Annotated in this window: 20 protein-coding genes; 13 read left to right on the top strand and 7 right to left on the bottom strand. The window is 60.0% G+C overall.

What is annotated here, in order from left to right:
• The first annotated feature begins 38 nt into the window (after positions 1 to 38).
• Positions 39 to 1,436 carry an amino acid permease gene (locus NA645_RS01400; RefSeq protein ID WP_256047159.1) on the top strand — a complete coding sequence of 466 codons (1,398 nt, stop codon included), beginning with the start codon at positions 39 to 41 and terminating at the stop codon, positions 1,434 to 1,436.
• A 223-nt stretch (positions 1,437 to 1,659) separates the two neighbouring features.
• On the opposite strand, the gene NA645_RS01395 is transcribed toward NA645_RS01400, so the two are convergent.
• On the bottom strand, positions 1,660 to 2,793 hold the full coding sequence (locus NA645_RS01395) for an aminotransferase class V-fold PLP-dependent enzyme (protein WP_256047158.1): 1,134 nt from the start codon (positions 2,791 to 2,793) through the stop codon (positions 1,660 to 1,662).
• A 70-nt stretch (positions 2,794 to 2,863) separates the two neighbouring features.
• On the opposite strand from NA645_RS01395, the gene NA645_RS01390 reads away from it, so the two are divergent.
• Entirely contained in the window at positions 2,864 to 3,484 is a 621-nt protein-coding gene (locus NA645_RS01390) for a TetR/AcrR family transcriptional regulator (RefSeq protein WP_256047157.1), read from the top strand.
• Positions 3,485 to 3,648: 164 nt separating this feature from the next.
• On the opposite strand, the gene NA645_RS01385 is transcribed toward NA645_RS01390, so the two are convergent.
• Positions 3,649 to 4,716 (bottom strand): M20/M25/M40 family metallo-hydrolase, encoded by a 1,068-nt coding sequence (locus NA645_RS01385; RefSeq protein WP_256047156.1) that lies wholly within the window; start codon positions 4,714 to 4,716, stop codon positions 3,649 to 3,651.
• Positions 4,717 to 5,198: 482 nt separating this feature from the next.
• On the opposite strand from NA645_RS01385, the gene NA645_RS01380 reads away from it, so the two are divergent.
• Together NA645_RS01380 and NA645_RS01375 are read left to right on the top strand one after the other, a co-directional pair.
• Entirely contained in the window at positions 5,199 to 5,804 is a 606-nt protein-coding gene (locus NA645_RS01380; protein WP_423836553.1) for a DUF4823 domain-containing protein, read from the top strand.
• A 10-nt stretch (positions 5,805 to 5,814) separates the two neighbouring features.
• Positions 5,815 to 6,381 carry a DUF1285 domain-containing protein gene (locus NA645_RS01375; RefSeq protein ID WP_256047155.1) on the top strand — a complete coding sequence of 189 codons (567 nt, stop codon included), beginning with the start codon at positions 5,815 to 5,817 and terminating at the stop codon, positions 6,379 to 6,381.
• Between the two features lie 82 nt (positions 6,382 to 6,463).
• On the opposite strand, the gene NA645_RS01370 is transcribed toward NA645_RS01375, so the two are convergent.
• Positions 6,464 to 8,119, bottom strand: coding sequence for an electron transfer flavoprotein-ubiquinone oxidoreductase (locus NA645_RS01370; RefSeq protein ID WP_256047154.1), 1,656 nt, complete (start codon positions 8,117 to 8,119; stop codon positions 6,464 to 6,466).
• A gap of 326 nt (positions 8,120 to 8,445) precedes the next feature.
• On the opposite strand from NA645_RS01370, the gene NA645_RS01365 reads away from it, so the two are divergent.
• The 7 genes from NA645_RS01365 (at position 8,446) to NA645_RS01335 (ending at position 14,427) form a co-directional block, all read left to right on the top strand.
• Positions 8,446 to 9,195, top strand: a complete 750-nt coding sequence (locus NA645_RS01365; RefSeq protein WP_256047153.1) for an electron transfer flavoprotein subunit beta/FixA family protein — start codon at positions 8,446 to 8,448, stop codon at positions 9,193 to 9,195.
• On the top strand, positions 9,196 to 10,125 hold the full coding sequence (locus tag NA645_RS01360; RefSeq protein ID WP_256047152.1) for an electron transfer flavoprotein subunit alpha/FixB family protein: 930 nt from the start codon (positions 9,196 to 9,198) through the stop codon (positions 10,123 to 10,125).
• 126 nt (positions 10,126 to 10,251) lie between these two features.
• The gene (locus NA645_RS01355; protein WP_256047151.1) at positions 10,252 to 11,073 is read left to right on the top strand and encodes a substrate-binding periplasmic protein; all 822 of its coding nucleotides are present in this window, start codon (positions 10,252 to 10,254) and stop codon (positions 11,071 to 11,073) included.
• Positions 11,074 to 11,122: 49 nt separating this feature from the next.
• Positions 11,123 to 11,434 (top strand): DUF4398 domain-containing protein, encoded by a 312-nt coding sequence (locus tag NA645_RS01350; RefSeq protein WP_256047276.1) that lies wholly within the window; start codon positions 11,123 to 11,125, stop codon positions 11,432 to 11,434.
• Positions 11,425 to 12,237, top strand: a complete 813-nt coding sequence (locus NA645_RS01345) for an OmpA family protein (RefSeq protein ID WP_423836552.1) — start codon at positions 11,425 to 11,427, stop codon at positions 12,235 to 12,237. The genes NA645_RS01350 and NA645_RS01345 overlap by 10 nt, the downstream gene beginning before the upstream one ends.
• Positions 12,238 to 12,349: 112 nt before the next feature.
• On the top strand, positions 12,350 to 13,792 hold the full coding sequence (locus tag NA645_RS01340) for a PLP-dependent aminotransferase family protein (RefSeq protein WP_256047149.1): 1,443 nt from the start codon (positions 12,350 to 12,352) through the stop codon (positions 13,790 to 13,792).
• Positions 13,793 to 13,914: 122 nt separating this feature from the next.
• A complete protein-coding gene (locus NA645_RS01335) occupies positions 13,915 to 14,427 on the top strand; it encodes a hypothetical protein (protein WP_256047148.1) in 513 nt (170 codons plus the stop codon).
• An 8-nt stretch (positions 14,428 to 14,435) separates the two neighbouring features.
• On the opposite strand, the gene NA645_RS01330 is transcribed toward NA645_RS01335, so the two are convergent.
• Together NA645_RS01330 and NA645_RS01325 are read right to left on the bottom strand one after the other, a co-directional pair.
• Entirely contained in the window at positions 14,436 to 17,021 is a 2,586-nt protein-coding gene (locus NA645_RS01330) for a bifunctional diguanylate cyclase/phosphodiesterase (RefSeq protein ID WP_256047147.1), read from the bottom strand.
• Between the two features lie 126 nt (positions 17,022 to 17,147).
• On the bottom strand, positions 17,148 to 17,315 hold the full coding sequence (locus NA645_RS01325; protein ID WP_131650080.1) for a DUF2897 family protein: 168 nt from the start codon (positions 17,313 to 17,315) through the stop codon (positions 17,148 to 17,150).
• A 162-nt stretch (positions 17,316 to 17,477) separates the two neighbouring features.
• Here NA645_RS01325 and pyrF point away from each other — a divergent pair, with 162 nt between their 5' ends.
• Positions 17,478 to 18,173 (top strand): orotidine-5'-phosphate decarboxylase, encoded by a 696-nt coding sequence (pyrF, locus tag NA645_RS01320; protein WP_256047146.1) that lies wholly within the window; start codon positions 17,478 to 17,480, stop codon positions 18,171 to 18,173.
• A gap of 43 nt (positions 18,174 to 18,216) precedes the next feature.
• Here the strand turns inward: pyrF and NA645_RS01315 are convergent, their stop codons facing one another.
• Positions 18,217 to 19,221, bottom strand: a complete 1,005-nt coding sequence (locus NA645_RS01315) for an NADP-dependent oxidoreductase (protein ID WP_256047145.1) — start codon at positions 19,219 to 19,221, stop codon at positions 18,217 to 18,219.
• Positions 19,222 to 19,435: 214 nt separating this feature from the next.
• On the opposite strand from NA645_RS01315, the gene NA645_RS01310 reads away from it, so the two are divergent.
• Positions 19,436 to 20,197, top strand: a complete 762-nt coding sequence (locus NA645_RS01310; RefSeq protein WP_256047144.1) for an SDR family oxidoreductase — start codon at positions 19,436 to 19,438, stop codon at positions 20,195 to 20,197.
• 183 nt (positions 20,198 to 20,380) lie between these two features.
• On the opposite strand, the gene NA645_RS01305 is transcribed toward NA645_RS01310, so the two are convergent.
• Positions 20,381 to 21,568, bottom strand: coding sequence for a benzoate/H(+) symporter BenE family transporter (locus NA645_RS01305; RefSeq protein WP_256047143.1), 1,188 nt, complete (start codon positions 21,566 to 21,568; stop codon positions 20,381 to 20,383).
• Between the last annotated feature and the right edge of the window lie 42 nt (positions 21,569 to 21,610).

Here is a 21,610-nt window from a genome sequence, read left to right as displayed (position 1 = left end):
CCGCGCCGTTTCTCGTCACAGACCAACAAGGTGACGCCATGTCCAGCGATTCGCTGCATACCGGGCCGCTTCAGCGCGGCCTAAAAAACCGGCACATCCAGCTCATCGCGCTTGGCGGCGCTATCGGCACGGGGCTTTTTCTGGGTTCGGCAGGCGTGCTTCGCAGTGCCGGTCCGTCGATGATTCTCGGCTACGCCATCGCTGGATTGATCGCCTTTCTGATCATGCGGCAGCTGGGCGAGATGATCGTCGAGGAGCCGGTTGCCGGGTCCTTCAGCCACTTTGCGCATAAGTACTGGGCACCCTACGCTGGCTTTCTCTCGGGCTGGAATTACTGGGTGCTCTATGTCTTGGTGGGGATGGCTGAGCTAACCGCGGTCGGCAAATACGTGCAGTTTTGGTGGCCGGAAGTGCCGACCTGGGCCACCGCGGCGGCATTCTTTGTGCTGATCAACCTCATCAACTTGGTAAACGTAAAGGCCTTCGGTGAAACCGAGTTCTGGTTCGCGATCATCAAGGTCGGCGCCATCATCGGCATGATTGCGCTGGGACTCTACCTATTGCTGAGCGGTACGGGTGGTGAGCAGGCCAGCTTCAGCAACCTGTGGAGCCATGGAGGGTTCTTTCCCAATGGCATCAGCGGGATGGTCATGGCGCTGGCGATCATCATGTTTTCCTTCGGCGGGCTCGAGCTGGTCGGGATCACCGCTGCAGAAGCATCGGACCCGAAGACCGTCATTCCCAGGGCCATCAACCAGGTTGTCTACCGAATCTTGATTTTCTACATCGGAGCGCTAAGTGTGCTACTGGCGCTGTATCCCTGGGACAGTCTGCTGGAAACGTTGGGGGCAGCTGGCGATCCTTACAGCAGTAGCCCCTTCGTGCAGATTTTCTCGCTGATAGGTAGCGATACCGCTGCGCATATCCTCAATTTCGTCGTGTTGACAGCGGCGCTGTCGGTCTACAACAGCGGTGTCTACTGCAACAGCCGGATGCTCTATGGTCTGGCCGAGCAGGGGGATGCGCCAAAAGTATTAATGACTGTGAATCGTCGTGGGGTGCCGGTGCTGGCGATCGCCTTCTCGGCGGCAGTGACCATGCTCTGCGTATTGGTGAACTACTTGCTCCCTCAGAATGCGCTCGAACTGTTGATGTCGCTTGTGGTTGCGGCGCTGCTGATCAACTGGGCGATGATCAGTCTTGCCCATCTAAAATTCCGCAAGGCGATGACGGAGCAGGGCGTCCAACCTTCGTTCAGGGCGTTCTGGTACCCGTTCAGCAATTACCTTTGTCTGGCGTTCGTGGCTCTGATCGCAGCCATCATGCTCTCGATGCCGGGGCTCCGTACGTCGATTATCGCCATTCCATTCTGGGCGCTGTTCATCTGGGTCTGCTTTCAGCTTCGGCTTGCCAGTCGCCGCGCCAGGCATGGCTGAAGAAAGCCGTTCAACTGACTAGTCAAAAAAAACCCGGCCTCAAAAGGAGCCGGGTCAAGACCATTAGGAGTATGAGGTCACGTTCCTCGCTCCCTCAGCTGGCCGAGCATTGGGGGATTGCGCGGCCAGTGCTTGAAGTATTGGCCCTGATCGGCAACTTTGCAGGCGCGATTGATACCGTTCTTAAACGGATTTGGAATAGCTGCCTGTACCTTGATTGCGCTCACTTTGCGAGCAGGCCACGAATCACTGCCAGCGACTGCTCGATGACCTCCGGGCGCGTGTAGAAGTGTGGCGAAAGCCGTATCCCTCCGCCACGAAGCGCACAGACGATCTGCTCCGTCTTTAGGCGTTCGAACAACGCTTGATTGCCCCAACCATCGATTCTGAACGTCATGATGCCGGCGCGCCTTGCCGGATCGGCAGGACTCAGCAGCTCGACGCCAAGCATGGCTGAGAGCTCGTGCTGCAAATGGTCGATGCGTTCTGCTAACGCCAAGCCCACTTCATTCATACCGACTTCTTCGAGCAGAGACAGACTGGCGTCCAGCGCCATGGCCCCCAGCAGGTTCGGACTGCCGCATTCGAAGCGACGTGCGCTGCGGGCTGGCTGCCAATCGCTGCGCTCGTAGTCGCCAGCGTGTTCGAGCATGTGCCAGCCGTATTCATGAAGTTTCAGATTGGCGCGCAGATCGCTGCGGCAGTAAAAGACGCCGAGCCCTTCGGGGCCCAGAAGCCATTTGTGTCCATCGGCCATAGCGAAGGCGCAGCGGTATCGCTGAACGTCGAACGGTAGGGCTCCCAGCTGTTGGATCGCATCGATACAGAACAGGACCCCGCGTTGTTCGCAGCCTTCGCCAAGGCGCGGCAAGTCAAGCCGCAATCCGCTGGCGTACTGCACGGCGCTGATCGCCATCAGGCGTACCTTCGGACCGCAGGCGGCCAACAGGTCAGCCTCAGGATCGTCGCCCTTCAGGTTGACCTGTAGCACCTCGACGCCCAGAGGTCTCAATGCCTCCCAGACCACGCGGTTAGACGGGAACTCTTCGTCACTGATAACGATCTGGTCACCTGCTTTCCAGTCCAGACCGAATGCGACGAACGAAAGCGCCTCGGAAGTGTTCTTGACCAACGCGATATCAGTCGATGACGGAGCGTTGAGCAACCTGGCCAGACGACCGCGCAGGCTGGTTTCGACCGCAAGCCATTGCGGATAGTCGCGCGCGCCCAGCGTTATGTTTTGTTGGGCGAAGGCGGTTACCGCATCGGCGGCTCGGCGTGGCCAGGGTGCGACCGCTGCGTGGTTCAGGTACCGCAAGCCTTCGATCTGAGGAAATTCGTCATTCAATGTGCTCATGGGAATGTTCCGTGCATTTTCTGACTGGATAGGCATAATCGTCTGCTTCTACTCTGAGCGGCAGCTTCTTATGCAAACTGAACCCCGGAAGGTCCGCGAATTCCGCCGTCGCGAGCAAGAGATTCTCGATACTGCGCTCCAGCTGTTCTTGGAGCAGGGAGAGGACAGCGTTACCGTCGAGATGATCGCCGACATGGTTGGCATCGGCAAAGGCACCATCTACAAGCATTTCAAATCCAAGGCCGAGATTTACCTGCGGCTTATGCTCGATTACGAGCGGGATCTGAATGAGCTTCTACATGCGCCCAATCTGGACCAGGACAAAGAAGCACTATCGCGTGCCTATTTCGAGTTCCGTATGGGTGATCCGCAGCGTTATCGCTTGTTCGACCGCCTCGAGGAGAAAGTCGTCAAGGGTAATCAGGTTCCGGATTTGGTCGAGGAGCTCCATCGCATTCGCGCCTCCAACTTCGAGCATCTGACCCAGCTGATCAAAGGGCGCATCTCCGAAGGCAAGCTGGAAGATGTGCCTCCTTATTTTCACTATTGCGCCGCCTGGGCACTGGTGCATGGTGCGGTAGCGCTTTATCACTCTCCGTTCTGGAGCAATGTGCTGGAAGATCAGGAAGGTTTCTTCCAGTTCCTGATGGATATTGGTGTGCGTATGGGTAATAAGCGCAAGCGCGATTAGCCCACCGCGTCAGGTGAAAAGGCGGCCGGGCAAACAGAGCTGTAACCCGTTGAGCGCATCCCCATCCGCGATATCAAGTCGGTCGTTCCGGTTGAGGTGCGCTCTCCGAATGGCAGGCTTGCAACAAGCCTCTATCCCAACGACCGCAATCTAAACGCGGCGCGCTATTCGAGTGAAACCAGATATTCGACCAGCGTTCTAGCGCACGCTTCCATGCTCTCTTGCAAGATGACCTCGTAGCCGTGCGTGTTCTCGGTTGGAATCGCCAGGCAAGCGGCGCGGGGTGAGGATCCCGAACCGAGCACGGCACTGGCATCCGACGCGAACCCGGGCATTAAGGCAGGCTGTGGACAGTAACCGCAGCGTTCAGCCGCTTTAAGCAGGCCATCCGATACCTGCTTGGAGTAGTAGCCCTTCTCATCACCGGTCAGCACGATGGGGTCGAGCGCCAGGCGCGTATCGTACTCGGCGGCTATCGGCCCAACCTCAAGCGCGATGCACACCGAGCCAGGCAAGGTCCGGGCCGCATACTGCGCCCCGGAGTTGGTTTCTTCTTCATTGGTCGTCAGGACAATTAGCACGTCGCCGCGCAACTCATCTCGTCGCTCTGCCAGGCGTCTGGCGGCTACGAGCGCCGCAACGACAGGTGCTCGATCATCGAGGAAGTGAGCTGCAACGCAATCTCGTATTAGGAATGGCTTGCGCCAATGCTGGCTCAGTACCACCCGCGTGCCGGCGCGCACGCCCAGCTCGCCGAGTTCCGCCTTGCTGTAACGGGTAATCACATGCACGTCGGACCATTGCACGTCACCCTTGAGCACGTGCATCGACTGGCTCGATTCGCTCGTCCCGTGCATGGTGCCGAAGGACAGTGCGCCGGCAACCGTTTGTGTGTCTGCAAGAATATCCACCGGGCACATACCGAAGTTGACTGGAAACGCCCCGCCCAGCGCCACAACCCTCAAGCGACCATCAGCGTCTATGCGTTTGACGACCATCGCAATCTCATCCTGATGGGCCATCACGCGCGTTGAAAGGCGCTCTGCTTCATCGCGCGGAACGCCGACAGCCTTGATGCAGCCGATGAGGTTTGCTGCTGGATCCTGCCAGACCTCGTCGCAGCACTGTTCCAATTCGCGTCGGCAGATTTCCCTTACTTCTTCCTCCTGGCCTGCGGGACCACGCGCAAGCAAGAGCTCCTCAAGCAGGGCCAGTTGTTCTTGATTGGTCATTAAGCCTCCAGATCCGTTTCGTCAGGCTTATGACTCGATCAGCCACCAGCCGTGCGATGGAAACGACACGCACGGTTGATCGAGCCGGCCTCTCTCCATTGCAATGCTCAAGGACTGGGACGAGTACCGGGACGACCGCTACGACTTTGACTCGACCGCAGCCGGCGTACTTGACTACGCTTGTTGCAGTTTCCCGGTGGGGCGCGGCTGTCGTCAGAAAGAACGACGTATAGCAAGCACTCTTCGTTGAACTCGGGTTTTTAGTCGTTGCAATGCATTCGTTGTTTCGCTGCGGATATCGTCCGCTATCGAGCGCCAAGGGAGCATTTTCGACCGGGCAAGGCGATACTGTCGGCTCAGACCACAGCACCATGGCAAATCCGCTGCGCTATGCGTGGCGGGGTTGCCCTAGCTCTTGGTGGAACTGGCTCGTTTGCTGCATCGCTTTGCTATCCGCCGGTTTCCCGTCAGAGGCAGCAACGATGATGAAAATGTGGAGCCTTATCGCAGCCGTGTTCCTATTGAGCGGGTGTATGAAGGTCAGCGATATGGCTGAGGGTACTCGCCATCAATTGCGAGACGTGGGCATTCTCGATCACAGTGAGACAGTGAGATCGGCATCCTGGCGTCTACAGCCCGATTCGTTCATCTATATCGCGCAGGGACACTTCGTCCCGCCGGGCGATGCTTATCCACGGCCAAATGTGGTTGCCGAGGAGGCGTTCAAGGGCTTCGTCGAGTATTTTCCGCTCGTCCGTCGTGCCCCTGAACCTGCCGGGTTGGAAGAAGCGTTGAACCAGGCGGCCTCCGCAGGTGCCCATTACTTGCTATACACGCGATTTGCCGCTGCAGACGACCGCATCGGCAGCTTCGATGAGTTCAACGATCAGCGCGCTCTGGATCGTCTGGGTGTGGACACCAGCGTGATTCAGCTGATGCTCATCGAGACCGGCAGCCGATACCTGGTCGATACGGCGCGTATTCGAAGCCGTGGCGGACTGTTGAACATTTATGATGCGACGCCACAGGTACTGTTGGGTCCGCCTTTACGCGACTATGCCCGGCGCCTGACAGGCCTTAGTCGCTGAGGAGTGGCTTATGAGCAATTCTGGGAAAGCCGCGGATCTGCTGAGCCAGATTCCGAAGGCCGAAAAGAAGGGGCTGCCACCGGTGCACCTATGGGACCCGCCGTTCTGTGGCGATCTGGACATGCGCATCGACCGGGACGGCAGTTGGTTTTATATGGGCACGCCGATCGGCAGGCCCGCGATGGTACGGCTGTTTTCCACGGTCATCCGGCGCGACGGCGATGATTACTTCCTGGTGACGCCGGTGGAAAAGGTTGGCATCAAGGTGGACGATGCGCCTTTCGTGGCGGTTGGGCTGGAAGTGGAAGGGAGTGGCGAGGCGCAGGTGCTTCGCTTCGTCACCAATGTTGGCGATGAGGTCGAGGCTGGGCCGGAGCATCCCATGCGCGTCGAACTTGACCCAGCGAGTCAAGAGCCGGCGCCCTACGTGCATGTGCGGGCCAACCTCGAAGCGCTGATTCATCGCAACGTCTTCTATCAGTTGGTGGAACTGGCCGTGCCGCGAGATATAGATGGTGCCGGTTGGCTAGGTGTCTGGAGTCGAGGTCAATTTTTTCCGATTGGTCGCGTAGAATAACCAACACCATCCTTCGGGATTCACGCTTCGATCAGGCGAAGCAGCAGATACGAAAAAGGCTCCCGCGGGAGCCTTTCTTGTTTTACATGTTGGGGTAGTTGGGCCCCCCGGTCCCTTCCGGCGCTACCCAGGTAATATTCTGAGCAGGATCCTTGATGTCGCAGGTCTTGCAGTGCACGCAGTTCTGCGCGTTGATCTGGAAGCGCTTGCCACCATCGTCGTTGGCCACCACTTCATATACGCCTGCCGGGCAGTAGCGCTGCGCTGGTTCGTCGTACAGCGGCAGGTTCTTCTCGATCGGAATGCTTGGATCGGTCAGCTTGAGGTGAACCGGCTGCTCCTCTTCATGGTTGGTGTTGGAGAGGAACACCGAGCTGAGCTTGTCGAAGCTGAGCTTGCCGTCAGGCTTGGGATAGTCGATCTTCTTCGATTCTGCTGCGGTCTTCAGGCATGCGTAATCCGGCTTAGTGTCATGCAGCGTGAACGGAATCTTGCCGCCGAAGATGTTCTGATCGATGAAGTTGAACGCGCCGCCCTTGACTGCGCCCCACTTGTGAATCGCGGCGCCGAAGTTGCGGCTGGCGTACAGCTCCTGGTAGAGCCAGCTGGCCTTGAAGCCTTCTTCGTAGCCGGTCAGCTCGTCACCACCCTCGCGACCCGCGAACAAGGCGTCAGCTACCGCTTCGGCGGCCAGCATGCCGGATTTCATGGCGGTGTGGCTGCCCTTGATCTTGGCGAAGTTCAGTGTGCCGGCATCGCAGCCGATCAGCGCGCCGCCGTTGAAGACCATCTTCGGCAAGCTGTTGATGCCGCCCTTGGCAATAGCGCGTGCACCATAGGAAACACGCTTGCCGCCTTCCAGGTACTGCTTGATCACTGGGTGATGCTTGTAGCGCTGGAACTCGTCGAACGGCGAAAGGAACGGGTTGCTGTACGACAGGTCGACGATCAGGCCGACCACCACCTGGTTGTTTTCCAAGTGATAGAGGAACGAGCCGCCAGTGTTTTCGTCATCCAGCGGCCACCCTGCGGTATGCACGACCAGGCCCTGCTCGTGCTTGGCCGGGTCGATGTCCCACAGCTCCTTGATGCCGATGCCGTAATGTTGCGGATCGACATTGGCATTGAGCTGGAAACGATTGATCAGCTGCTTGCCGATATGACCGCGGCAGCCTTCGGCGAACAGCGTGTACTTCGCACGCAGTTCCATGCCGGGCGTGTACATGCCTTCTTTCGGGTTGCCTTCGCGGTCCACACCGAGATCACCGGTGAGAATGCCGCGTACCACGCCCTGTTCATCGATGAGCGCTTCCTGGGCAGCAAAACCCGGGTAGATTTCGACGCCCAGGTTCTCCGCCTGCTGGGCCAGCCAGCGGCAAAGGTTGCCGAGCGAAATGATGTAGTTGCCCTCGTTATGCATGGTCTTGGGGACCAATGCATTGGGCAGCTTGCGAGCCGCTTCGGCGTTCTTGAGCAGATAGATATCGTCGCGCTTGACCGGGGTGTTGAGCGGCGCTTCGAGTTCTTTCCAGTTGGGGAACAGTTCATTCAGTGCGCGCGGTTCGAACACGGCGCCAGACAGAATGTGGGCGCCTACTTCGGAACCCTTCTCGACGACGCAAACGCTGATTTCCTTTCCGGCATCAGCGGCTCGTTGTTTCAGTCGGCAGGCAGCGGACAGGCCCGCGGGGCCGGCACCGACGATGACTACGTCGAATTCCATGTATTCGCGTTCCATTGGCTATCTCCTACTCAAGGCTTGATTGTTCTATAGATGGAGGGCTGGATCGTGTCCCTGATCAAGCCGAGCTGGCGCATTATATATAGCCGCCGTAAAGGGTCCAATACAAACGTTTGTTTGAATTTTTCTCGAGCCTGTTTAGTATGGCGAAACTGCGTTTATAGCTGGGTATATGCGTTATTGACCCCGGCTATTGCCTGCAGTCAAGATACGGGCAGTTTGCGCTCGCCGAACAGTCTGATGGCCGATCAATGGCCCGGATCTCGAGCACGGCTCGGTTCGCCTCGGCGAAATTCTATTCACCGGAGAGTAACGAGGAATCCATGAAGATTCTTGTAGCTGTCAAACGAGTGGTCGATTACAACGTCAAGGTTCGCGTCAAGGCGGACAACTCCGGCGTCGACCTCGCCAACGTCAAGATGTCGATGAACCCCTTCTGCGAAATCGCCGTGGAAGAAGCCGTACGCCTGAAAGAAAAGGGCGTGGCGAGCGAAATCGTCGTGGTTTCCATTGGTCCGACCGCTGCCCAGGAGCAGCTGCGCACCGCACTGGCACTGGGTGCCGATCGCGCTGTGCTGGTCGAGTCGACCGAAGAACTCAACTCCCTGGCCGTGGCCAAGCTGCTGAAGGCTGTAGTCGATAAGGAACAGCCGCAGCTGGTCATCCTTGGCAAGCAGGCTATCGACAGCGACAACAACCAGACCGGCCAGATGCTCGGCGCGCTGACGGGCTACGCCCAGGGCACCTTCGCCTCTAAGGTCGAAGTGGAAGGCGACAAGGTCAAGGTCGAGCGCGAAATCGATGGCGGCGCACAGACCGTTGCGCTGAACCTGCCGGCGATCGTCACCACCGACCTTCGCCTGAACGAGCCGCGCTACGCGTCGCTGCCGAACATCATGAAGGCCAAGAAGAAGCCGCTGGAAGTGCTGACTCCAGATGCGCTGGGTGTCACCACCACCTCCACCGTGAAGACACTGAAAGTCGAAGCGCCAGCTGCTCGCAGCGCCGGTATCAAGGTCAAGTCCGTGGCTGAACTGGTCGAGAAACTGAAGAACGAGGCGAAGGTAATCTAAATGACTATCCTGGTTATCGCTGAACACAACAACGCCGTTCTGGCTGCTGCGACCCTCAACACCGTTGCTGCCGCAAAAGCCATCGGTGGCGACATCCACGTACTGGTGGCCGGCTCAGGCTGTGGCGCCATCGGCGAAGCGGCTGCCAAGATCGAAGGCGTATCCAAGGTACTGGTCGCCGACGATGCAGCCTACGCCAACCAGCTGCCGGAAAACGTCGCGCCGCTGATTGCTGGCCTGGCCAAGGATTACAGCCATGTACTGGCTGCCGCCACCACCAACGGCAAGAACTTCCTGCCGCGTGTGGCCGCCCAGCTGGATGTCGATCAGATCTCCGAGATCATCGCCGTCGAGAGCGACGATACCTTCAAGCGCCCGATCTATGCCGGTAACGCCATCGCCACCGTTCAGTCCAGCGCACCGATCAAGGTGATCACCGTGCGTGCCACCGGTTTCGATCCGGTCAAGGCAGAAGGTGGTTCGGCTGCGGTCGAGCAGGTTTCGGGTACTGGCGACAAGGGCATCTCCGCATTCGTGGGTGAAGAGCTGGCCAAGTCCGACCGTCCCGAGCTGACCGCCGCCAAGATCGTCGTTTCCGGCGGTCGCGGCATGGGCAACGGCGACAACTTCAAGCACCTGTACTCGCTGGCCGACAAGCTCGGCGCTGCCGTTGGCGCTTCGCGCGCAGCGGTCGATGCGGGTTTCGTGCCGAACGACATGCAGGTCGGCCAGACCGGCAAGATCGTCGCGCCGCAGCTGTACATCGCCGTGGGTATCTCCGGTGCCATTCAGCACCTGGCCGGTATGAAGGACTCCAAGGTGATCGTCGCGATCAACAAAGACGAAGAAGCGCCAATCTTCCAGGTCGCCGATTACGGCCTGGTGGGTGACTTGTTCGAGATCGTGCCGGAGCTCGAGCAGCTCGTTTAATCGAGCCGCCTCAAAAAAACCCGCTCTCGCAGCGGGTTTTTTGTGGGCGCTCGGCTGCGGCGGCCAGTGGTAACATCCGGCTTGGCGCCGGTGGCGCCTGTCCGAATTCGAATGACGAGGTTCTCCATGCGCTGTGCCGTTCAGTCCGCTTTGATCGCCTTGCTGCTGGCAGCGCCCTTTGCAGCGGGCGCGGCGGCTTCGAAGTGCGACCGGCTAATCGCGACCGGTGGCGCGGATAACCCGCCATTCCTGTGGCGCGACCCACAGAACCCCAAGCGTCTAGTGGGTGCGAACGCCGAGCTGCTGAAGAAGATCACCGACTCGCTCGATCTTAAACTCGAGGTTCTTTACACCGGCGATAGCGGCAAGGCGCTCGAGGAGGTTCGCAGCGGCCGCGTAGACCTGCTGGCCGATGCGGTGCTCAGCACGAAGGAGCTGGCGCACCTGGACTTCATTCATCCTTCCATCACCGCCTTGGAAATGGCCGCTTGGGTGCGCAACGAGCCGGGTTTTTTCTATTCCAGTCGTGAAGAGCTGAAGGGCCGGCCAGGTGCTTACGCCGCGACGACTCGCTTCGGTGGCGAATTCGAGTCGTATGCAAAGAGCAATCTTCGCTTGAGTTCGGCTCCCTCCCTGGCGGAAGCCGTGAAAAGGCTGATGGCTGCTCAGGTCGATTACATACTGCATGAGCGCTACAGTGCCGTCGCGCAAGCCGGATCGCAGGGGGTGCTGGACGACATGCAGCGGCTTGAGCCATCTGTCGGTAGCCGCGGCATGCACTTCGCTGTGGCGCACGATTCGGCCTGCAACAGCCCTTGGCTGCGCGGACAGCTGGCGATAAAAATGACAGAATTGCGCGCCGCCGGAGTGCCGCAGCAGCTGCTGGTAGAGAATCTCGAGCGGTGGAAGCAACGGCAACCGGCGCCGTCAGGCGATTCGCAACGCTAGGAACGCTACTTTGACAAGATTTCTTCCATGCACTTTGGTGCTGTCGATGATGATCGGCTGTGCCAGCGATCCAGCACCCACCGAACAGCTGCGCCTGACCGAGCAAGCGTTGACTCAGGCCCGTTCAGTTGGCGCCTCGCAGACGACTCCGGAATTCGTATTGGCCGAACAGTCACTGGCGGCTGCCGTCGCTGCGATGAAAGACGAAGATTATCGGTTAGCACGCTTGCACGCCGAAAAAGCTGAACTCGATGCTCGGCTGGCTGAGGCAAAGGTGCTTAACGATAAAAGCAAGCAAGAGCTGGTAGAGGTAAGCCGTCGTATCGAACGGCTACGTGAGCAGCTGAGGGCATCGCAGTGAAGCCTATTTTCCTCGCGCCTGTATTGCTGGCGTCCCTCGTTGGGCTCCAGGGCTGTGCCACGCAAGAATCGCAACAGCAGCTGGAACAAGCAGCTGCCGCGTTCCAAAGCGTCAGTGAGGATCAACAAGTGCTTCACGATGCTCCCAAAGACGTGATGCGCGCGGCCGAGTCGCTGGACAGAGCCAAGCGTTTTGCCGACTACTGGGGTAGTGCGGAGGATGTTGGCCACTACGCTTATCTCGCCGAGCGCTACAGCGAGATTGCTCGACAGCACAGCGAGCAGTTGCAGCATCAGCGGCTCGCTACCCAGCAGGCAATGGAGTGGGAGCGCCTGCGCCAGGCTCTCCAGGAAGCCAAGCTGCTCGATCTGCAACAACAGGGCCGCTGGCTTGAAGATCAGATGATCGGCCTGGCGGCCGCCGAAACCGAACGCGGCTTGGTGATGACCCTGGGCGATGTATTGTTCAGGGCCAACAGCGCCGAACTGAGTTCATCAGCCCATCGCACCTTGCTCAAGGTCGTGCATTTTCTACAGCTCAATCCCAAGCGCAAGATCCGCATCGAGGGGTACACCGATAACCGGGGCGGTGCGGCCGAGAACCTCGCCTTGTCGCAGGCACGCGCCCAATCAGTGGGTAATTTTCTACAGAGCCTGGGGATCGACGCAGCGCGCATGGAAATGTTCGGCTACGGCGAGCAGTATCGCGTCGCTGAGAACGCGTCGGCGCGCGGACGTGCGCAGAACCGGCGGGTCGAGATCCTATTTTCGGACGAACAAGGGCAGCTGGGCAGCGCTCGTTGATCAATCGACTGCAAACGTAACTGACTGTGTCGGCGAGTTCGCCGGTAACTGTATTGGTTTCGCATAACGGTGTTGTACTACTGTTATGGTTCAGTTGCCGGAGCCGGACGAAATGACCAATCTGTTGCTTTATCAGCGCATCGCACATCAGCTTGCCGAAGACATCCGCCGCGGCGTCTATCGTCCGGGCGAGCGCGTGCCCTCGGTGCGCAAGATGAGCATGCAGCTGAACGTCAGCCATGCGACGGTCCTGCAGGCCTATGCCAATCTCGAAGATCAGGGAATGATCCGGGCGCGTCCGCAATCAGGCTTCTACGTTCACCACACGCCGGCGCTGACCGCGCCTACTCCGGACATCGCGCAAGTCGAGCGGCCAACCCTGGTCACGCGCAGCAGCATCATCAATCAGGTTCTCAGCGAATCACGCCGCGACGGGCTTATTCCGCTGGGCGCCGCCGTGCCTCACGTGGACTACTTGCCGGCTCGCGCCCTGCATCAACAGCTCGCCAAAGTCACTCGCTTTCAGAGCCAGCGGGCGTTCAGCTATATGTTCAGCCCCGGTTACGAGCCGTTGCGCCGGCAAGTGGCGATTCGCATGCGCGACGCCGGCGTGGTCGTCGGGCCGGACGAAGTGGTGATCACCCACGGTTGTGTCGACGCGCTGCAGATGTCGTTGCGGGTGCTGACCAAACCGGGCGACCTGATCGCCGCCGAGTCGCCCAGCTACTACGGTTTGCTGCAGCTGGCCGACCTGCTCGGGCTCAAGGTCATCGAAATTCCCTGCGATCCGGATACCGGACTCAGCCTGGAAGCGCTGCAGCTGGCCGCCAGCCAATGGCCAATCAAAGCCCTGGTGTTGACGGCGCGCTTGAGCAATCCGCTGGGAGGCAGCGTACCCGACGCGCGGCAGAAGCAGTTGCTGAAACTGGCAGCGAGTTTCGACATCCAAATCGTTGAGGACGATATCTACGGCGAGCTGCTGTTTGATGCGGGATCGATCAAGGCGCTCAAATCCAATGATCGAGAGGGGCGAGTGATCTACTGCTCAAGCTTCTCCAAGACGATCTCGCCAGGTGTGCGCATCGGCTGGATCGTTCCCGGTCGTTATCGAGAAGAAATACAGCGCCTGCAGACGTTCAGCACGCATTCGGCCTGCAGCGTCACACAGATGGCGGTTTCGGCGTATCTGGAAAACGGTGGGTACGATCGCCATCTGCGATACATCCGCCATGAGTATCGTAAGAACCTGAGTGCCGTTCAGTTGGCGGTGCAGCGTTACTTTCCAGAGGGCACGCAAATGACGCGGCCAACCGGGGGGTTCATCCTTTGGGTCAGCCTGCCGGCTCGGGTCAATGCCAAGGAATTGCATCAGCAGGCCCTGAAGCGCGGAATCAGCATCGCGCCCGGCCTTATTTTCAGTAACACCGAGCAGTTCAACCACTGTGTGAGGCTCAATTGTGCATTGCCACTGACGGCCGAAGCGGAGCGGGCATTGAAGACCCTTGGCGAGCTGGCAGGGGAGCTATGTCGGCAGGTCAATGAACCGAACGGGTAGGGCGGGAACCTAGAGCAAGGCACGGCAAACCGGTGAGCTGTCGTGCACGCGTGTTTAACTGCGATAAATCGGTTGGTCGAGTGCCGTGGTTTTCACATCGTCTGGAAGGAGGACGTTGGCAGATGAAATGGTCGAGTTTGCTGCTTGCGCTGCTTTTTCTGGGCGCCTGCGATGGAGACGATCTACCGTCCCAGCCTGGTCCGCCGGCTGCGCCTGAGGTCCAGCCTTCGGTCGATCGGAGCGCCGCAACCGCGCCCGTGCAACGAGAAACTGATACCCCACCGAAAATCGAGATCGAACTCGAGCCTGTTACTGCGGGAGATCCCGAAGAGTTGCCATCCGAGCGAGTCGTGCCGGCAGCCGAATCGAAGCCCGCTTCGGCCGCGCCGAAGAAAAAGGTCGCGGTCGAGCAGGTCGAGTTGCCCGAGCCGGAGCTGGATTTGAGTCTTCCCGAGGATTGGGCCGAGGAGCTCGAACCTGCCCAGGACGCAGCGGCCTTGAAGCTACTGCCGCCGTTGTTCGAATCAGGCGAGGACTCTCGCTCGGTGCAAATGAGCGGCAGTCTGTTGCCGGGGCTGGAACGCGACGATGCGCTGATCGACGGGGCCCAGATCAATTTCGAGCTCAAGCGCTGATCTGGCGCTCATGCAGGATTGCGACCCAGGGGCTCGGTCTCGACGCCGCTCAGCAGGGCACGGAAGTCCGTGGTCATGAGCGGATGGCTCATGTAGAAACCCTGCATTTCGCTGCACCCATTGGCGAGAAGTCGTTTCAATTGTTCCGAGGTTTCAACGCCCTCGGCCGTGACGCGCATGCGCAAACCATGCCCGAGTTCGATGAGCGCCTTGACGATGGAGTGATCCTCGACGGAGTGCTCCATGCCGGAAACGAAGCTGCCATCGATCTTGATGGTGTCGAACGGGTAGTTGCGCAGGTTGCTGAGCGAGGAATAGCCAGTACCGAAGTCATCCATGGCAAGCCTTACGCCAAGTGCTTTCAGCTCGCTGAGCACCGCCAGTGTGCGCTGGCTTTCCTGGAGCAGCGCTGTTTCGGTTACTTCGAGTTCGAGGCGATTGGCCGCAAGCCCGCTCTGCTCCAGCGCCGCTTGAACTACTTCAACCAGCTCATCGTTGCGTAACTGTAAGGGTGACAGGTTGACCGAAACCATGATGTCGCCTGTCCAGCTTGCCGCCTCGATGCAGGCCTGACGTAGCACCCATTCGCCGAGCGGATCTATCAGCCCGGTTTCTTCAGCCAGCGGAATGAAATGCTCGGGCAGCAGCAGGCCGTGAGCGGGATGCCTCCAGCGCAGCAGGGCCTCGGCGCCGATGATGCGCATGCCGTCGCCGAAATACCTAGGTTGGTAATGAACCTCGAACTGATCTTCGGAAATCGCCTGGCGAAGTTCGTCTTCCTGTCGGCGTCGCTCCAGCAATCGTTTATCCATCTCGCTTCCGTAGAACCGCCAGGCTCCTCGGCCACCCGCCTTGGCCTGATACAACGCGATATCCGCACAGCGCAGCAGCTCATTGGCTTGCGTCGCATCGGTAGGTGCTATCGCGATACCGATGCTGGCACCGATATGGATTTGTGTACGTTCATAGAAAAAGGGTTCGCTGATCGCATCGACGACGCGCGCGCAAAGCTGCTCGATGTCTTCGTTGTGCTGCAGGCGACTCATCACCATGACGAACTCGTCGCCGCCCAGGCGCGCGACCAGGTCGTCTGCCCTGATGCACTGCGTCAGGCGGCTGGATACGCCGGTCAGTACTTCGTCACCAGCGCTATGGCCCAATGTGTCGTTCACCGGTTTGAAGCGGTCCAGATCGATGTACAGGACGGTCAGTCGGGATGCGCTGGTGAGCGAAGCGAGTTTAGTATCCAGATAGTCGCGCAAGTGGTTTCGATTGGGCAGGCCGGTCAGTGCGTCGTGCTGCGAAAGGTACTGAACGCGTGCCTGAGCCCGGGTTTCCTCGGTGACATCACTGGCGGTGCCTCGGTAGCCCAACAGCTCGTCGTTTCGGTAGATCCCACGGGCGGATAGCCGGCAGTGGCGCTCGCAGGCATTCGCCGCCTGGTAACTGCAGCGCAATGGTGTCTTGTGCGGAGCGGCCAGCCAATCCTGCAGCGCCGCGTGATCAGTGATCAGAAGGTCGATCAAGGGTCGGCCAATCCAGGCGGCCGGATCGTGGCCGGTAATCTCCTCGAAACGCCGGGAAAGATACGTCAGACGGGCATTCTGGTCGGTTTCCCAGATCCAGTCCGATGCAGCTTCCGCTACGTCGCGGAAGCGCTCTTCGCTGGCGGCCAGTGCGCTACGGCTTCTTGCAAGGCGCTCGTAGTTGGCGTCCATCATCCGTACGGTTTTCATCGCCTGACGCAGCAGCAACCAGGCAAGCAGACCAAGGCCAAGGGTGACCGCCGCGATCACCGGCAGGGTCATCCACAGCAGATACCGGCCAGGCCGGGATAGCGTCCACGTAAATGACAGGGGCGATCCATCAAGCGTCCGCAGGGCAAGCACTTCATCCTTGCTCCGGGCGGTTTTGCCGTTCAGGCGCAGGCCGTTGATCGCATAAGCCTGACCCAAGTCGAGCAATCTGTTTGGCTCCAACACATCGGCGAAAACCAGGATCGAGGCGGGATCGTCCATCTCCTCGACGTCGCTGTCGCCGGATGTCATCACGGCGGCAGCCACCATGGCTGGGTGGCCTTCCGCCGATAGCATGCCAACGGCGGTCTCTTCCTGTTCCAGCGCTTCGCGGGCCTGGGCGAGCAACGCGTTGAGTCCGTTTCCTAGCCAGGCGCGCGCATCGATCCGCACCAGCTCTCCGCGAATGACCGAATAGGTCGTTTCACCGCTGGCGTCGATCACCAACACCGCCTCATAGCCGAAATCGTCGTACAGCGAAGGGCCGAGGTTCGCCTGCTCGTAGGCCCAGTTCAGATTGACCTCTTTGCTCAGGTTGGCGTAGGCGTCGCCCCAGAATCCATTGTCGGCGACATGGCGGGACATGCCATTCATCTGCGCCTCGAATGCTTTGCCAGCGAGAAAATGTTCCAGAGACAGGGCGTCGTGATCGATGGTGCGGGCGATGTGTATCACCGCGATCGCCGCGGCGAGCAGGGCTGCGGCCAGCAGGCAGGCGATGCCGGGCAGAATCCGTCGGGAGAAAGCGACCTGCGCCTTCGGGCCGCCGGCTCCGAACGAAGAGAAAACTGATGCCATTGATGCTTCCTTCAAAGGAGGCAGACGGATTACTTGGATGGAGGCCTAAAGCCCCCTTTGACTGCCGGGCCAGTCGGCGTGATGGGTCGGGTGGGACATGACCGGCGGTTGGCTGTCGAGCAGGCGCTACCTGTTTCGCGCGTCTTCGGCATCCGCTTCGGCGTTGCGTTGGGCAATTCGTTGTTTCTGCTCTTCGGTGAGCGGGATCTTGCGGGCGCCGGCGCGCAGCATCAAAAGCCCGCCAACGATCGTACCGAGCACCAGGGCCAGCAATAACCAGATATACCAAGGCATGTTCTTTACTCCTGATGACGACGCGGTTCATTTCACCTTACGTCACGAACCGTAGCTGCGCCATTGTGTAATTGGACTGCCTGGCGGGCGACGCCCTCGCGTGCCGCCTGGACGATGTTTTTTCTGCGACAATGCGCGCCGAAAATTTGCCGAGGAATCGCCATGACTTGCCAGACTCCCATCATCGTTGCACTCGATTTCCCGTCCCGTGATGCTGCGTTGGCGCTGGCCGGCCAACTCGATCCGGCGCTTTGTCGAGTCAAGGTCGGCAAGGAGCTGTTCACCCGTTGTGGTCCGCAAATAGTCGAAGCGCTGCAGACACAAGGATTCGAGGTGTTTCTCGATCTGAAATTCCATGACATCCCCAACACCACGGCGATGGCGGTCAAGGCGGCGGCGGAACTGGGCGTGTGGATGGTCAACGTGCACTGTTCGGGTGGCCTGCGGATGATGGCGGCTTGCCGCGAAACCTTGGACAAGACGGGCGGGCACGCACCGTTACTGATAGGCGTCACGGTACTGACCAGCATGGAGCAGACGGACCTCGCCGACATCGGCCTTGACCTCGCTCCGCAGCAGCAGGTGTTGCGTCTGGCGGGTTTGGCAGCGCAGGCTGGGTTGGATGGGCTGGTATGTTCAGCGCAGGAAGCGCAACCGCTCAAGGCGCAGTTTCCCGGCTTGCAGCTGGTAACGCCGGGGATTCGCCCGGCAGGCAGCGCGGCCGATGATCAGCGACGCATTCTGACCCCTGCCGAGGCGATGGCAGCCGGCTCCGACTACTTGGTGATCGGCCGTCCAATTGCCCAAGCAGCCGATCCGGCGCAGGCATTGGCTGCGGTGGTTGCAGAACTGGCGTGATTGAGAGGCCGATCGACATGGCGACCGGCTTTGCCCGTCGTGCTTAGCTGACCTTCAATACCAGCTTGCCGAAGTTGCCGCCGGTGAAGAGCTTCATCAACGTGTCGGGGAAGGTGTCCAGACCCTCGACGATGTCTTCCTTGCTCTTCAGCTCACCGCTCTGCATCCAGCCGGCCATATCCTTCATGGCCTCGGAGTAACGCGGCACGTAGTCCATCACCACCATGCCCTGCATGCGCGCACGGTTGACCAGCAAGGACAGGTAGTTGGCTGGTCCCTTGACCGCTTCCTTGTTGTTGTACTGGCTGATGGCGCCGCAGATGACGATGCGGGCTCCGACGGTAATGCGCGTCAGCACCGCGTCGAGAATATCGCCGCCGACGTTGTCGAAGAATACGTCGACGCCCTTCGGGCAGGTGCGTTTCAGGCCGGCGGCGACGTCTTCACTCTTGTAGTCGATGGCAGCATCGAAACCGAGCTCCTCGGTAAGGAAGCGGCACTTGTCGGCGCCGCCAGCGATGCCAACCACGTGACAACCTTTTATCTTCGCGATCTGCCCGGCCACGCTGCCCACCGCACCGGCGGCGCCGGACAGCACCACGGTCTCGCCGGCTTTCGGCTCACCCACCGCCAGCAGGCCGAAGTAGGCGGTCATACCTGTCATGCCCAGCGCCGACAGATAGCGTGGCAACGGCGCCTGATTCGGATCGACCTTGTAGAAACCTTTCGGCTCGCCCAGGAAGTAGTCCTGCACACCCAGCGCGCCATTGACGTAATCGCCTTCAGCGAAATTCGGGTGCTGTGAGGCGATCACCTTGCCCACGCCAAGCGCGCGCATCACTTCACCGATGCCGACCGGCGGAATATAGGATCTGGCATCGTTCATCCAGCCGCGCATGGCCGGGTCCAGCGACAGGTATTCCACCTTGACTAAAATCTGGTTCGCGCCGGGCTCGCTCACTGGCGTTTCAACGAATTCGAAGGTGTCGCGGGTTGGGGCGCCGATCGGGCGCTTGGCCAAGAGGAACTGGCGATTGGTCGTGTCCATGTAAACCTCGGTTTATGCAAAACCTTGGTTTAGCCCGCCGAGGCCGGCCGCGCAAGCAAGGCGGGAATCTTGGAATGCAGCGGCATCCGCCTGAGTGATATCCCTCCCGAGCCCTTAATCCGCGTTTGAGATGGCGGTATAACCATGACCCGCGTTTAGCTTGCAGTCACTTTTTGGACTCGGCACTTCATTTCAATCGAGCAAGGTATCTAGCATGAGCATGTCCTTTTCCGGGCAGGTCGCTTTGGTAACCGGGGGTGCGGCGGGCATTGGCCGCGCGACGGCGCTGGCGTTCGCCGAGCAGGGGCTGAAGGTAGTGGTGGCGGATCTGGATGAGGTCGGCGGTGCGGCATGCGCCGAAGCCATTCGCGTAGCAGGCGGCGAGGCGGTATTCATGCAGTGCGATGTCACTCGCGACGAGCAGGTCAAGGCAATGGTCGAGCAGGCGGTCACGACCTTCGGGCGCATCGACTATGCCTTCAACAACGCCGGGATCGAGATCGAGAAGGGTCGTCTGGCCGAAGGCAGCGAGGCGGAGTTCGACGCCATCATGGGCGTCAACGTCAAGGGCGTCTGGTTGTGCATGAAGCATCAGCTGCCGGTAATGCTGGCGCAGGGCGGTGGCGCCATCGTCAACACCGCATCGGTCGCAGGGCTCGGCGCGGCGCCGAAGATGAGCATCTACGCGGCCTCCAAACACGCGGTGATCGGGCTGACGAAATCGGCGGCGATCGAATATGCCAAGAAGGGCATTCGTGTGAATGCGGTGTGTCCGGCGGTGATCGATACCGATATGTTCCGCCGTGCCTATGAGGCGGATCCGCGCAAGGCGGAGTTCGCGGCGGCGATGCATCCGGTTGGGCGGGTCGGCAAGGCCGAGGAAATCGCGGCGGCGGTGCTTTATCTTTGCAGTGACGGCGCGGCGTTCACCACCGGTCATGCGTTGGCGGTGGATGGTGGGGCGACGGCTATTTAGGGTTTTGGCTCTGGCAATCCCTGTGTTTGGAAGGTTTGGGTTTATAAGTGTTTATTGAGTTGTCCGATGGCTTGGTTTCGCCCAGCAGGGCGAAACCAAGCCATCAAGCAACTCGATAAACGTTTATGACCTCAAAGCCTTCATCCAAAACACAACCCGAACATCGAATCCAACCTCAACACCTCAGGCGCGCTTGTTAAGAATCACCAACGTCACCACTCCCGCAATCAACCCCCACAGCGCCGAGCCAATGCCGAACAGCGTCAGCCCCGACGCGGTGACCATGAAGGTAATCAACGCCGCTTCGCGCTCGTGGGGCGTCTGCATGGCCTGAGCCAGACCACTGCCGATCGAACCGAGCAATGCCAGCGCCGCGATCGACAGCACAAGGGCTGCCGGAAACGCCGCGAACAACGCCGCCAGCGCTGCGCCGAACGTTCCGGCAATCCCGTAAAACACACCGCACCAGACAGCCGCTGTGTAGCGCCGTGACGGCTCTGGATGCGCTTCCGGTCCGCTGCAGATCGCCATGGTGATCGCTGCCAGATGGACGCCATGCGAGCCGAACGGGGCAAGCAGAACCGACGCGATACCCGTTACCGAAATCAGCGGCGAGGCGGGCACCTGATAACCCTCGGCGCGCAGCACGGCCAGCCCCGGCATGTTCTGCGACGCCATGGCGATCACGAACAACGGTATGCCGATGCTGAAAATAGCCGCGAAGGACAGGCTCGGCGTGGTCCACACCGGTACCGCGATTTCCAGGCTCAGATCGCTGAAGTCCAGCAGCCCGAGCACGCCGGCCAACACACAGCCGACGATCAGCGCCGAGAGCACGGCGTAGCGTGGCACCAGGCGCTTGGCCAGCAGGTAACTGAAGAACATGCCCAGCACCAGCACAGGCTGAACGTCCACGGCGCGGAAGATCTCGCTGCCAATGTTGAACAGCACGCCGGCCAGCAGCGCCGCCGCCAGCGAGGCGGGCACTTTGCGCATCAGGCGTTCGAAGCTGCCGGTAAGTCCACATACCGCAATCAGCACCGACGCGAAGATGAAGGCACCAATCGCCTCGCTATAGGGAACGCCGGGCAGGCTGCTGATCAGCAGCGCCGCGCCGGGAGTCGACCAGGCGACCACCACTGGCGTGCGATAGCGCAGCGACAGGCCGATGCTGCACACCGCCATGCCGATCGACAGCGCCCATATCCACGAGGAAATCTCCGCCCCGCTGAGCCCTGCTGCCTGCCCGGCCTGGAACATCAGGACCAGCGAACTGGTATAGCCGGTAAGCATGGCGATGAAACCCGCCACGACGGTCGAAGCCGAACTGTCGGCGAAGGGGCGGGATAGCGAGTGGGCGGCGTCCGGCATGGTTGTCTCTGTTGGGTTTTTTCGGCCTAGCCTAGGGGCACC

Origin of the sequence: Stutzerimonas stutzeri (genome assembly GCF_024448955.1) — a bacterium.
Taxonomy (GTDB): Bacteria; Pseudomonadota; Gammaproteobacteria; order Pseudomonadales; family Pseudomonadaceae; genus Stutzerimonas; species Stutzerimonas stutzeri_AQ.
This window is presented reverse-complemented; position numbering and strand designations above follow the sequence as displayed.

Bases quoted from the DNA above. Each gene is read 5' to 3' on its own strand.
- NA645_RS01400 (WP_256047159.1), top strand. From the start codon at position 39: ATGTCCAGCGATTCGCTGCATACCGGGCCGCTTCAGCGCGGCCTAAAA.
- NA645_RS01395 (WP_256047158.1), bottom strand. From the start codon at position 2,793: ATGAGCACATTGAATGACGAATTTCCTCAGATCGAAGGCTTGCGGTAC.
- NA645_RS01390 (WP_256047157.1), top strand. From the start codon at position 2,864: ATGCAAACTGAACCCCGGAAGGTCCGCGAATTCCGCCGTCGCGAGCAA.
- NA645_RS01385 (WP_256047156.1), bottom strand. From the start codon at position 4,716: ATGACCAATCAAGAACAACTGGCCCTGCTTGAGGAGCTCTTGCTTGCG.
- NA645_RS01380 (WP_423836553.1), top strand. From the start codon at position 5,199: ATGATGAAAATGTGGAGCCTTATCGCAGCCGTGTTCCTATTGAGCGGG.
- NA645_RS01375 (WP_256047155.1), top strand. From the start codon at position 5,815: ATGAGCAATTCTGGGAAAGCCGCGGATCTGCTGAGCCAGATTCCGAAG.
- NA645_RS01370 (WP_256047154.1), bottom strand. From the start codon at position 8,119: ATGGAACGCGAATACATGGAATTCGACGTAGTCATCGTCGGTGCCGGC.
- NA645_RS01365 (WP_256047153.1), top strand. From the start codon at position 8,446: ATGAAGATTCTTGTAGCTGTCAAACGAGTGGTCGATTACAACGTCAAG.
- NA645_RS01360 (WP_256047152.1), top strand. From the start codon at position 9,196: ATGACTATCCTGGTTATCGCTGAACACAACAACGCCGTTCTGGCTGCT.
- NA645_RS01355 (WP_256047151.1), top strand. From the start codon at position 10,252: ATGCGCTGTGCCGTTCAGTCCGCTTTGATCGCCTTGCTGCTGGCAGCG.
- NA645_RS01350 (WP_256047276.1), top strand. From the start codon at position 11,123: ATGATCGGCTGTGCCAGCGATCCAGCACCCACCGAACAGCTGCGCCTG.
- NA645_RS01340 (WP_256047149.1), top strand. From the start codon at position 12,350: ATGACCAATCTGTTGCTTTATCAGCGCATCGCACATCAGCTTGCCGAA.
- NA645_RS01335 (WP_256047148.1), top strand. From the start codon at position 13,915: ATGAAATGGTCGAGTTTGCTGCTTGCGCTGCTTTTTCTGGGCGCCTGC.
- NA645_RS01330 (WP_256047147.1), bottom strand. From the start codon at position 17,021: ATGGCATCAGTTTTCTCTTCGTTCGGAGCCGGCGGCCCGAAGGCGCAG.
- NA645_RS01325 (WP_131650080.1), bottom strand. From the start codon at position 17,315: ATGCCTTGGTATATCTGGTTATTGCTGGCCCTGGTGCTCGGTACGATC.
- pyrF (WP_256047146.1), top strand. From the start codon at position 17,478: ATGACTTGCCAGACTCCCATCATCGTTGCACTCGATTTCCCGTCCCGT.
- NA645_RS01315 (WP_256047145.1), bottom strand. From the start codon at position 19,221: ATGGACACGACCAATCGCCAGTTCCTCTTGGCCAAGCGCCCGATCGGC.
- NA645_RS01310 (WP_256047144.1), top strand. From the start codon at position 19,436: ATGAGCATGTCCTTTTCCGGGCAGGTCGCTTTGGTAACCGGGGGTGCG.
- NA645_RS01305 (WP_256047143.1), bottom strand. From the start codon at position 21,568: ATGCCGGACGCCGCCCACTCGCTATCCCGCCCCTTCGCCGACAGTTCG.